The organism is Virgibacillus sp. LDC1 (genome assembly GCF_025792345.1).
Lineage (GTDB): Bacteria > Bacillota > Bacilli > Paenibacillales > Paenibacillaceae > Paenibacillus_AQ > Paenibacillus_AQ lautus.
Genome location: NZ_JAOXLZ010000008.1, coordinates 1 through 11,920, shown reverse-complemented (window position 1 = coordinate 11,920; position 11,920 = coordinate 1). Strand labels below are relative to the sequence as shown.

Below are 11,920 nucleotides of genomic sequence, written 5' to 3'. Positions count from 1 at the left end.
AGAAAAACGTCATCGACGTACGTTATCAGAAGAGACCGTATTTAGCGGAAGTTTTTCTTGCGAGATAAGGATGATAAGCCTCTGAAGTTTATATTTTCTTATCTCTTAAAAAAGGATAGACAACTCAGGAGGTAGACGATGCTGCGTTTAGGGGAAAAGATTACAATCGTTGCGGACGCCTTTGAGCAGAATCTTCCAATCGGTCAATACGGTTATATCATCGCTTATGACCGAAATCCGGACAATGCGTTCGATTACGTCATTCGGATTCCGAGCCTCAACCGTAATTTTTTTGTTCCGGCAGATGATGTAGAGCTGGAATCAATCGTGTTGAAGCAGGAAGCTGAGCGGGTCGAGCGGGAAGCGCTCATCGATTTCGCCCTGTCGACATATAATGAGAAGCTGTTTCATCAAGTGATGAACGGCGAGTTGGAAAGTGTTGAAGAGGAAGAAGAAACCAAGGAAGCAATATCCCAGGCGGATTTCATCAAACAAGTGAATCTTCGTGCTTGGATTTAGAAGAGTCGGCTGAGGCCGACTCTTTTTTGATGGAATGGAAAAGTAACTCCGAAGCGGCAAGCTTCAAGCTGTTTGGATTGAATCTTGCATGCTTCTACAATATAATGAGAAAAGTTGTCGTGACAGACTTTACCCCTTTAACTGGATAGGGGCATGAAGGAGGATGTAAAGCCATGAGCATTACCGATAAGGATGTTCAGCATGTAGCGAAGCTGGCCCGTTTGAATTTGACGCCTGAAGAAGAGCAGATGTTTACCGGCCAACTGAACGCGATTTTACAATATGCCGAGAAGTTAAATGAATTGGATACAGAAGGTGTTGAGCCGACTACACACGTGCTTCATCTCAGCAATGTCATGAGAGAAGACGAGGTGCGAGAGAGCTTACCTATCGAGAAGGTGCTGCTTAACGCACCGGATGAAGAAGACGATCAAATTAAAGTACCTGCTGTTTTGGAATAGCCTGAAGGGAGGATACACACTTGAGTCTGTTTGATTACAAGTTAACGGAGATACATAATAAGCTGCAGAATAAGGAGCTTTCCGTAACCGATCTGGTTGACCAAGCCTTTACTCGTATTTCCGAACGTGAGGATCGGGTGAAGGCATTTATTACTTTGGACGAAGAGGGTGCTCGTTCATCCGCCAAGGCTTTGGATGAGAAGCTGGCTTCAGAGGGGACGCGCGGACTGTTGTTCGGGCTTCCTGTCGGAATCAAGGATAATATCGTGACAGAAGGGCTTCGCACCACATGCGCAAGTCAGTTTTTGTCCAATTTCACGCCGGTTTATGATGCGACGGTTGTCGATAAATTGCGTGCAGCGGATACGGTGACGATCGGCAAGCTGAACATGGATGAATTTGCAATGGGGGGCTCCAATGAGAACTCCAGCTTCTACCCTGTGCGAAACCCATGGGATTTAGATCGGGTACCCGGTGGATCCAGCGGCGGCTCGGCTGCGGCCGTAGCTGCAGGCGAAGCTTACTTTGCACTGGGGTCGGATACAGGCGGTTCCATCAGGCAGCCTGCCTCTTATTGCGGTGTCGTGGGACTGAAACCAACCTATGGCCTCGTATCCCGGTTCGGTCTTGTTGCCTTTGCCTCATCGCTGGATCAGATCGGACCTTTGACAAAAAATGTGGAAGATTCCGCTTACGTCCTGCAAGCCATTGCCGGTTATGATCCAATGGATTCGACATCTGCAAAAGTGGACGTGCCCGACTATCTGAGCGCGTTATCCGGAGACGTTACCGGTCTTCGCATTGCTGTGCCTAAGGAATACCTGGGCGAGGGCGTAGACGCTGAAGTAAAGGAAACCGTCCTGAACGCACTGAAGGTGCTCGAAGCGCTGGGCGCTACCTGGGATGAAGTTTCCCTGCCGCATACCGACTATGCGGTAGCAACGTATTATTTGCTTGCTTCTTCGGAGGCCTCTTCGAACCTGGCCCGCTTTGACGGCGTGCGCTATGGCGTTCGTTCCGACAATGCAGGCAGCCTGATTGACTTGTATCATGAGTCCCGCAGCCAAGGCTTCGGCGATGAGGTGAAACGCCGCATCATGCTGGGTACCTATGCGCTTAGCTCGGGTTATTACGACGCCTATTATTTGAAGGCGCAGAAAGCCCGCACGCTCATCAAGCAGGACTTCGATAAAGTATTCGAGCAATATGATGTCATCATCGGACCGACAGCTCCGACTACGGCTTTCAAGCTGGGAGCTCAGGTGGACGATCCGCTGACGATGTATTTGAATGATATCCTGACGATTCCTGTCAGCCTGGCAGGTGTGCCGGCAGTGAGTGTTCCTTGCGGATTTGCGGACGGACTACCCGTTGGCATGCAAATTATCGGCAAAGCCTTTGATGAGTCGACCGTGCTGCGCGTCGCGCATGCCTACGAGCAAAATACTGAACACCACAAACGGCGCCCTGAACTGTAAACCGGCGGCAGAGAAGGAGGGAAACAATCGATGTCTACATCAAAATATGAAACGGTTATCGGATTGGAAGTGCACGTAGAGCTGCATACGAATTCCAAAATATTTTGCGGCTGCTCCACTGCGTTTGGAGCCCCGCCGAACACACATACATGTCCCATCTGTCTTGGTCATCCCGGCGTGCTGCCCGTATTAAACCGCCAGGCTGTGGAATATGCTATGAAGGCTGCGATGGCGCTGAACTGCACCATTGGCGATGTCAGCAAATTTGACCGCAAGAACTACTTCTACCCGGATTCTCCGAAAGCCTACCAGATTTCCCAGTACGATCAGCCGATCGGTGAAAACGGCTGGATCGATATTGAGGTGGACGGAAAGACGAAGCGAATCGGGATTACCCGGCTTCATCTGGAGGAGGATGCCGGTAAACTCACGCACGTGGATGGCGGATATGCATCGCTGGTTGACTTTAACCGCGTAGGCACGCCTCTTGTTGAGATCGTGTCCGAACCTGAGATCTCAACGCCGGAGGAAGCCAAGGCTTATCTGGAGAAAATGCGTGCGATTATGCAATACTGCGACGTTTCGGATGTGAAGATGGAAGAGGGCTCGCTTCGCTGCGACGCTAACATCAGTCTTCGTCCTTGGGGACAGAAGGAACTCGGCACGAAGGCCGAGCTGAAGAATATGAACTCTTTCCGCGGCGTACAGCGCGGTTTGGAATATGAGCAGTACCGGCAGACGGAAATTCTCGATGAGGGCGGCGTGATTGTACAGGAAACCCGCCGCTGGGACGAAGCGCAGGCGAAAACCTTCTCCATGCGCGGGAAGGAGCAGGCGCACGACTACCGTTATTTCCCGGACCCGGACCTCGTATCGGTGCATATTAGTGAGGAGTGGAAGGAGTCGGTTCGTGCAACGATTCCGGAGCTTCCGGATGCCCGTAAGGCCCGCTATGCTTCAGAGTATGGTTTGCCGGACTATGACGCTGCGGTTATCACGTCGTCCAAGCTGCTCGCCGACTTCTTTGAGGACAGCCTGAACTATACGAAGGATGCCAAATCCGTATCGAACTGGATCATGGGGGATTTGCTGGGTTATTTGAACTCGAACAATCTGGAACTGTCTGAAGTGAAAATCACGGGCCAAGGCCTCGGAGAAATGATCGGATTGATCGAGAAGGGAACCATCAGCAGCAAAATCGCCAAAACCGTCTTCAAAGAGATGCTGGAGAGCGGCAAGCTGCCTGCGCAAATCGTTGAGGAGAAGGGCCTCGTCCAAATCAGCGATGAAGGTGCGATCAAGAGCATCGTCGAGCAGGTGGTTGCAAACAATCCGCAATCCGTGGAGGACTACAAGGCAGGTAAACAGAAAGCGATCGGCTTCCTGGTTGGTCAAGTGATGAAAGAGAGCAAGGGAAAGGCCAATCCTGCGCTGGCCAACAAACTGCTGGTTGAGGTGCTGAACGGATAATCAACGTTCATCCGTCATGTTCCCGAAATGTATTTAGATAATGGGAGCTTGTCCCGTATTAGGGGCAAGTTCCTTTTTAAAAGATATCAGAAAGTATGAACTTCGGAGAGGCTGCTGCCTGATATCGCAAGAAAAACTACACTAAACCCGGTCTGTCTTCTTGGAGAGTACGCCGTAGACGTTTTTCTTATAATAACTAGGTTAGGGGATGAATACATGATAAGAGCTTTATCTTTGGAGGATAGGGATACCGTCCAGCAGATATGGAGTCTGCAGCATATGGCGTACCCTTTGGAAGCTGAATTAATCGGATTCTCGGAAATCCCTCCGCTGCAGGATACCTTCGATACGATCCGCGCGAGCGGGGAAACCTTTTTTGGTTATATAAATGAAGAAGGCGATCTTATCGGAGCTATTGCGGTAGAGCCGGAACAGGAGCAGGTCACCATATCACGGATGATGGTCCATCCCGGTCATTTTCGCAAAGGAATCGCGGGGACTTTAATTCGACATGTGTTGGAATGCTACAAGGAGGCGCCCATGTTCGTAGTCTCGACAGGGACGCGTAATACGCCTGCGGTAACGTTGTATGAGAAATTCGGGTTTGTAAAGAATCACGCTTTTGAGGTTGCTCCGGGCGTGGAATTGACCGAGTTCCATCTTCATATACACTGAATGATATAAGCATAAGCGATTGAAGCCGACGTGAGGGGAGTATCGTTCTTTTGAATAATCCTTGGGTGATAGATAATGTATCCATTTTATTAAGATTGCTGCTGGCTATGCTGCTTGGCGGCTTGATCGGTTTTGAACGGGAACGCTCCAACCATGCTGCAGGACTGCGCACGCATATATTGGTATGCTTGGGTTCAACCCTTATTATGCTGTTATCCATTTACGGTTTCTCCGATTTTGTAGACGAGATTAACGTTCGGATTGACCCTGCGCGCTTGGCCACGGCCGTCATTACGGGGATCGGTTTCTTGGGTGCCGGTACCATTCTGTTTACCGGTAAATCCATTACCGGATTAACCACCGCCGCGTCCATCTGGGTTGTGGGAGCTGTGGGGTTGGCTGTTGGGGCCGGGTTTTATTTTGCCTCGATTGTATCGACGGTGCTCATTCTTCTTAATCTGGTTGTCTTCAATAAGCTGGAGCAGCGTTACATCCGCGGCAGTAAATTGCATCTGATCACCATCCATGCAGCGAATACGCCGAATATTTTGGATGACATATCCGTTGTTTTGGAGGAACAGGAATTCGTGATCAAGAAGCTTATCGTTAACGAACGAAGCAGTGCGGCATACGGGGAGCTGCAGCCTGCGGTATTAGGGCTCGAGATCTCGCTGCAAGTCTTGACCGATCGCAAATTCGAACCGATGGAGATCACCCGGCAGTTGCGGGGAATCGGCCATGTTACCATGGTAACGGCTGAATAGGATATGGAATGAACCATAACAAACGGCAACTGCTGAACCACCAGCGGTGCCGTTTTTTTGTAGGTTCGCCGGCTTTCTGCGGACGGCCTATCCAGTTTTTTGCCAGTTACTTCGGCACCTCGTTGGGGTACTATCAAAGAAAAACATCGTAAAACAACGCCTGTCCCAGGATGTTTGGAAGGAGGCGAGAAGGTTATGAATCCAACACCCGAACCACAAACCGAAGTCAGCAAGAAGAAACGGCTTTCGATTCAGGTTAAGCGTCACCCGGGGCTGCAGCGAAAAAAGCGGAAATTATATGCACTTCTATTAGCCGCTCTCATTCCGGGTCTGGGTCATGTGTACCTCGGTATGTACCGCAAGGGGATAACATTTGTGATGCTGCTGCTGCTGGATATATCGGCGCTTTTATACTTCTCTTCCATCGGTATGCAGATCAATGTACCGCTGCTTGTCGTTTTGGGTCTTCTGATTCCGGTAGGTTATTTTTATAACGTGTATGACGTGCTGCAGGCAGCGGAATATATCATCTCTCGAAAAAGACGCGGTGAGGCAGCCGCTGCTGCTTCCAAGGACGGAAGAGGATGGAACCATCCGTTCCGGGGTGAGCGGGGAATCGCTTTTGGCATCATGTTGGTTGTTACCGGGACCCTGCTCATTTTGTTTCACCAGAAGCCGCCTTGGCTGCAGGCAGGAATCCGCGACTATGGTGCGGAAGCCTCTGCCATCATGCTGATTGTTATCGGGATATGGGCGGGAATCCGGGAAGCTCTCCGGCACCGAAGAGACAAGGGCAAATCCCTATAGTACACGTACAGCGGCACGGTGGTCATGGCCGCGTCATAAGACGAGGGGAGGAGACGGATGAAACATAAAATTAGAGTGGGACGGTATACAGCCGCCTTACTGCTTGTCTGTACAGGCGTGTTGTTGCTCCTTGACGAGTGGAGAGGCACGGATTATATATTTATGCTCCGGCGTTGGTGGCCGCTGTTGTTTATCCTGCTCGGCGTTGAATATTTAGTCAGGTACACGCTGTCGCGTGTCTTGGGCAGACGCAAAGAACTTCGGTTTCGGCCCGATATGAGGGGGATTCTGCTGGCAGTGGCTGTTACGGCCTCCGTATTCGTCATTTCCCAGCAGGAGCATTTTCTCCATCTCTGGAACCGGGTGAGCCTGAACTTGACGGCAGCGGGAGTGGATTATAGCGAAGCTGAAGATAACCGGTTTCAGAAGCCGATATTGGAGATTCCGGTGGAGCTTGAAACCGAGAAAATCATCGTCGATCACTTAAACGGGGATATCTCCATCACACGGCAGGATGTAGATGATATCAAGGTGGAGACGGAAGTATGGGTGGATCATGAGCAGCCCGGTTTGGCTGAAGCGATCGCCGAGCAGTCGACGATCGAAGTGGGGGAAGGCAAGACGATCACGATTCGATCCAAGGGGAAGGCCTATGGTGAATCGGGTAAACGGCAGCCCCGTATGAACGTGAACATCGCGGTTCCGGATGATCGGCGATTCAATTTTGAGATACGGACGATGAACGGAGCCATTACCTTAAACCGCGTGGAAGCGATTGAGAATATTTTGCTGGAGAGTGGTAACGGGCCGATTACGATGGATCGGATTTACGGAAATGTGACGGGTAAGACCTTAAATGGCGAAATTACGGCGCGCGGCGTTACCGGTAATATTAAAATGTCCACCAACCGCGGGAATATGCTGGCGGTCGATATTACGGGCGAAACGGATTTGACCACGCAAGTGGGGAATATGACGGTAAAGCGAACGACTGATCATATCCGGGTTCAGACGAGAAACGGCAACATTCTGATCAGCGGGGCAGAGTCGCAATTAAGCGCTGAATCTCTCAATGGCGGAGTGGCTATACGTTCATCCCGCATTGGTGGCGATTGGAATGTATATAGTGCGGTCGGCGAGATGAATCTTCACGTTCCACTCGAGGGCGATTACAAGCTTGAAGGGACGATTAGCTACGGAAGAATTCTGACGACGCTGCCCAATCTTCTGATCGAACAGAAAACCATCTCCGGCGAATCCGGTACAGGCGAACATTCCATTCGTATTGAGGGAAACAGTAATCTGAACATCTTCCGAAGCTATCCGGAACAGGAGGAAGGCCGGAACAACGGGGGCTGGACGCCTCTGCCGGATTGACAACATTCCAAGAAACGCCGTACAATGAATTCTAAGAACGTTATAGGTTTGGTAAAAACCAGTTAACTTAAAGGCGGTGGGCAACCATGGGAACGTCCGTACAGCATGCGCTGGAACAACTGAAAACGACCGGTGTCCGTATCACGCCGCAACGTCATGCGATTTTAACGTATCTGGTGGAATCTATGGGCCATCCGACAGCGGATGATATTTATCGGGCTCTGGAACCTAATTTTCCTAGTATGAGCGTAGCCACAGTATACAACAATCTAAAAATGTTTATTGAAGCCGGCATGGTGCGTGAGCTGACGTACGGGGACAACTCGAGTCGTTTCGACGCCAACGTATCGGATCATCATCATGTCATATGTCAGAGTTGCGGTAAAATCGAAGATTTCAGCTATCCGTCCCTTGAAGATGTTGGAATACAGGCTGAGAAGAGCACCGGATTTGAAGTAAAGGGACTACGAATGGAGCTGTATGGGCTCTGCAAGTCCTGCCAATAGACGCCGGTTGTTATAGATAAACGTGCGGAATGAACCATTCCACACGTTTTTATTTTTAAGGGCGTTATTCAACGATAAGGGGTTAGTAATGAGCGAGAGTGAAATGGGGGAGTAGTTTGGCAAGAAGAAGATATCGGGGAAAGAAGAGGCGTACGAGAGGAAGCTCTTTCTTTCTGGGGTTACTGCTGATCGCGGCTGGGGTCTGGTGGGTTGTCACCACATTATTTCCCAACCAGACCTATACGGTGCCGGACTGGCGTGGAATGGACAAGCCGATTTTTGTTCAGGGGGAACTGCAGGAACAGCCTGCCCAGGGCTCCGGTGAAGAGCTGCTGCTGCCGATAACGATTATTCAGGAGAGCGTGGATGCCAACATCCGTTATGAGCAGGAAACAAAATCCGTCCTTGTAACGACTTCGGAATCCGTATTCCGCATGAAGATGGACAGCACGAAGGGCGAGCTGAACGGCAAGGCGGTTACCATTGCCTACGCACCTAAGCTGATTGACGGCATTGCCTATGTTCCGATTAAGCCGCTCAAACAGCATTATGGCGTGACCGTTCACGAGGACACGACGACAGGCGCCATCATTCTGATGCGTGCAGGGGATTCGATTCAGCTTGCCGAAGCAGCACCCGGTAATCCTGAGGAAACCGTGGCTCTGCGTGAGAGCGGGGAGAAGAAGTCTCCAATTGTACTGGATATGCCGGCCGGTGAGCGCCTTCGCGTATGGCGTGAAGAAGAGGGGCGGTTATTCGTCCAGGCGGATAACGGATATACGGGATATGTTCCTAAAGAGCAGGTTAAACTTGGGGACGTAAAGGAAATTCCGACGCTTGCGCAGACTCCTTCTCGGGCAGAGTTTGAATGGAAGGATAAGTCGGTCAATCTGGCATGGGAAGCTGTTTATAACAAAAATCCCAGCACGGATAGCATTGGCGAACTGCCCGGTGTCAATGTGGTCAGCCCGACCTGGTTCAGCATTGTGGATGGTGAAGGCACGGTCAAATCCAAAGCGGTTAAGCAGTATGTAAGCTGGGCCCATAACAGGAACATGGAGGTTTGGGGTCTGATGGACAACAGCTTCGATCCGGACATGACAACCGAAGCGTTGTCTACTTTCGATAGAAGATCGCATATTATCAAGCAGATGCTGGCTTATGCCAAACAATATAAACTTGACGGAATCAATATTGACTTTGAAAATGTCCACACCAAAGATAAAGATCATGTCGTTCAGTTCGTGAGGGAAATGAAGCCGCTGGCCAAAGCCAGAGGGCTTATCGTTTCCATCGATGTGACGCCAAAATCGAACAGCGAGATGTGGTCGCTCTTTCTCGATCGGAAACGGCTCGGAGAGACGATTGATTACATGATGGTAATGGCTTATGACGAGCACTGGGCCACGAGTCCGAAAGCGGGATCCGTATCCTCGCTGCCATGGGCCGAGCAGTCGGTAAGGCGAATCATGGAAGAGGACGCGGTACCGTCATCCAAGCTGGTGTTGGGCGTACCGTTATATACACGGGTCTGGACGGAAACAAGCGAAGCGGGAGAGGCGAAGGTGTCCTCCAAAGCGATTGGGATGGAGAAGCTGCAGACTCTCCTTAAGGAAAAGAAAGTGAAAGGCTCGCTGGATGCCAGTACAGGGCAGAACTATGTTCAATTCACGGAGGGAGAATCCATTATGAAAATATGGATGGAGGACGATACTTCTCTGCAATCTCGTGTGAATATGGCTAAAAAGCTGAAGCTTGGCGGCATTGCTTCATGGAACCGGAGCTTTGCCATTCCGGAAACCTGGCATGTTCTAAAGACGATACATGATTAAGGATTAACAGAACTTATCTCACATCATAATAAAGAACCCGGTTATCGCGAGGATAACCGGGTTCTTTATGTTTAATCGTCTTACGAGTTGCGAATCCTATTGAATAGGCTAGTTCTTCAAACCCCTTTAGGATTTGGTTTGCTGGGCTTCAAGCTCTTCTGCTGTGATGTTGGCTTGGCCTGGATCCAGTGTCAGAATGGTATGGCAGAACATGCAGCGGTCCGTTTTTCCCAACATCTTGGTCAATTTATTGCATTCCGGACACTGAATTTGGACGGCACTCGTGGATAACATACCTGCCCAGAAGTAAATGCCGAGACTCCCCAGCATCATAATCAGGCCAAACACCAATCCGATTCCGGCAAATATTTTGCCAGCTTGGCCGAAAAATACGATTCCGGCTGTGCCAAGCACCATAAGGCCCATACCCAGCATCGTCAGCAGCAATCCCCATGTGCGGAAGGCGTTGATTTTTGCGTTCTTAAAGATCATGGCTCGAAAACTCCTGTCATTCAAATAGTTGTTTATGAAATAACGTGAACCGAGAAATGAAATCTTGTATTTTCGTTTATCGTCTTCATAAGATCTTATCTCCTAAAAGAAGGAACTTACATGGACATGTAGAATTACATTATAACTGAAATGGCTGAAATTCGCCAAGGAATGTATGGAGGGAAACGTGGAATTAACCAACTTTTCTTTTTATTATGGAAATACGGTTGATGAGGAAGCTGTAGGGGCGATAGCATACCGTAATTCGGACAAAAGGCAGCAAGGATTGCTTGTTTATGATTTTGAGGTCAATATTGTTGTCGTGTATGACGGAACACCTGACGAGCCTCCCATCCAGCATTCTATCGTGGGCGGGGAACGCTGCCAGGTGGTAAGTATCGGGCTGGACGATTTGCATCGGGAACTCCTGAGCGGCACATACAAAGTATTGATCAAATGCTTCCTAGAAGGAGATATCATAAAAGACGATCAAGATCGTCTGTCCAATCTGCGCCGTGATTTCCTTAGGTTTGCTGAACCGTTCCGGGAGCAAAAATTGTTTATTGGTTTTGCCCACTTCCTACAAAAGTATATAGATGCCAAGATGCTCTTGAAGGAAGAGCGGGTTCTGGATGCTTACCATACTCTATTAGAAGGTCTGCATTATTGGGGGCAGCTTGAGCTGATCGAACGGGGGATTCATCCGGAGTCGGCTGTTTGGGAGCAGATTACAGGATTGAATACACCCGTCCGCAAATTATATGAAGAGCTTACGGTCAGTACGGAAACGCTCGGGCAACGAGTGGAGCTGGCCCTGCTGGCATATGAATTCTCCATGATATCCAAGCTGGAGAGCTCATCAGCGCTGTTGCTCCGCATATTAAGAAGCCGACGGAATCCCTGGACGATACAGGAGCTTATTCTTCACCCTGAGCTGGCACCTGTAGGCAAGGAGCTGCCGATCGTGATGCGCAAGCTGGTCTATCAATCACTTGTGAAGGAAGTTCCGATTTGGAGAGGAGTTCGATCCTATGGATCGGAAGCCATCCGGTACTATACCGATTAAAGAAGGACGCGAGTCCTTCTTTTTTTGTGTCGAAGTATTTGATATACGGTTATAAAACAGCGCCTTTAGGAGACAGTATCTAACGTTAGGGTAGATAAAAAGATGTCCTAAGGCATGCTGAGATGCGTCAGAACGTTTGTTACAAGAAGTCGTAAAAATAATTTGACGAATCATGTTGACGAGCCACCTGTTTCTGTGATAAATTATAACTCGCCCCTTCGAAAGGGACTTTGATAATTCGGTTAAGAAAATGTCGAATTAAAAAGTTTTCAAAAAAAGTTCTTGACGAAACGATGGGCGCCATGATATATTATAAAGGTCGCCGCTGAAAATGAGTTTTCGGCGAAAGACAACGAAGTTGATCTTTGAAAACTGAACAACGAGTGAGTAAAACGAACCACTTTGGTGGGACGTTGAAATAGAGAATTGAACAAATTCTCGTCAGTTAAGAAATGAGCAAGTCAAACTTTATT

12 protein-coding genes are annotated in these 11,920 nt (G+C 49.4%); 11 read left to right on the top strand and 1 reads right to left on the bottom strand.

Annotation, left to right across the window (positions count from 1 at the left end):
* Positions 1–138: 138 nt before the first annotated feature.
* The 10 genes from OHJ21_RS30820 (at position 139) to OHJ21_RS30775 (ending at position 9,889) form a co-directional block, all read left to right on the top strand.
* The gene (locus tag OHJ21_RS30820) at positions 139–519 is read left to right on the top strand and encodes an ATPase (protein WP_071219588.1); all 381 of its coding nucleotides are present in this window, start codon (positions 139–141) and stop codon (positions 517–519) included.
* A gap of 173 nt (positions 520–692) precedes the next feature.
* Positions 693–980, top strand: coding sequence for an Asp-tRNA(Asn)/Glu-tRNA(Gln) amidotransferase subunit GatC (gene gatC, locus OHJ21_RS30815; RefSeq protein WP_071219587.1), 288 nt, complete (start codon positions 693–695; stop codon positions 978–980).
* A gap of 20 nt (positions 981–1,000) precedes the next feature.
* Positions 1,001–2,458 carry an Asp-tRNA(Asn)/Glu-tRNA(Gln) amidotransferase subunit GatA gene (gene gatA, locus OHJ21_RS30810; RefSeq protein ID WP_100541517.1) on the top strand — a complete coding sequence of 486 codons (1,458 nt, stop codon included), beginning with the start codon at positions 1,001–1,003 and terminating at the stop codon, positions 2,456–2,458.
* Positions 2,459–2,488: 30 nt separating this feature from the next.
* A complete protein-coding gene (gatB, locus tag OHJ21_RS30805) occupies positions 2,489–3,928 on the top strand; it encodes an Asp-tRNA(Asn)/Glu-tRNA(Gln) amidotransferase subunit GatB (RefSeq protein ID WP_100541518.1) in 1,440 nt (479 codons plus the stop codon).
* 216 nt (positions 3,929–4,144) lie between these two features.
* Positions 4,145–4,603, top strand: a complete 459-nt coding sequence (locus OHJ21_RS30800) for a GNAT family N-acetyltransferase (protein WP_100541519.1) — start codon at positions 4,145–4,147, stop codon at positions 4,601–4,603.
* A 50-nt stretch (positions 4,604–4,653) separates the two neighbouring features.
* The gene (locus OHJ21_RS30795; RefSeq protein ID WP_326118171.1) at positions 4,654–5,367 is read left to right on the top strand and encodes an MgtC/SapB family protein; all 714 of its coding nucleotides are present in this window, start codon (positions 4,654–4,656) and stop codon (positions 5,365–5,367) included.
* Positions 5,368–5,562: 195 nt separating this feature from the next.
* Complete coding sequence (locus OHJ21_RS30790; RefSeq protein WP_326118170.1) at positions 5,563–6,174, top strand: hypothetical protein; 612 nt, start codon at positions 5,563–5,565, stop codon at positions 6,172–6,174.
* Positions 6,175–6,231: 57 nt separating this feature from the next.
* The gene (locus OHJ21_RS30785; protein WP_326116226.1) at positions 6,232–7,551 is read left to right on the top strand and encodes a DUF4097 family beta strand repeat-containing protein; all 1,320 of its coding nucleotides are present in this window, start codon (positions 6,232–6,234) and stop codon (positions 7,549–7,551) included.
* 86 nt (positions 7,552–7,637) lie between these two features.
* On the top strand, positions 7,638–8,057 hold the full coding sequence (gene perR / locus OHJ21_RS30780; protein WP_071219580.1) for a peroxide-responsive transcriptional repressor PerR: 420 nt from the start codon (positions 7,638–7,640) through the stop codon (positions 8,055–8,057).
* Positions 8,058–8,173: 116 nt separating this feature from the next.
* Positions 8,174–9,889 (top strand): glycosyl hydrolase family 18 protein, encoded by a 1,716-nt coding sequence (locus OHJ21_RS30775; RefSeq protein WP_486022139.1) that lies wholly within the window; start codon positions 8,174–8,176, stop codon positions 9,887–9,889.
* 126 nt (positions 9,890–10,015) lie between these two features.
* Here the strand turns inward: OHJ21_RS30775 and OHJ21_RS30770 are convergent, their stop codons facing one another.
* Entirely contained in the window at positions 10,016–10,381 is a 366-nt protein-coding gene (locus tag OHJ21_RS30770; RefSeq protein ID WP_076325456.1) for a YgzB family protein, read from the bottom strand.
* A gap of 187 nt (positions 10,382–10,568) precedes the next feature.
* Between OHJ21_RS30770 and OHJ21_RS30765 the strand changes: the two genes are divergently transcribed.
* Positions 10,569–11,447, top strand: a complete 879-nt coding sequence (locus OHJ21_RS30765) for a nucleotidyltransferase-like protein (RefSeq protein ID WP_100541524.1) — start codon at positions 10,569–10,571, stop codon at positions 11,445–11,447.
* Positions 11,448–11,920 lie beyond the last annotated feature (473 nt).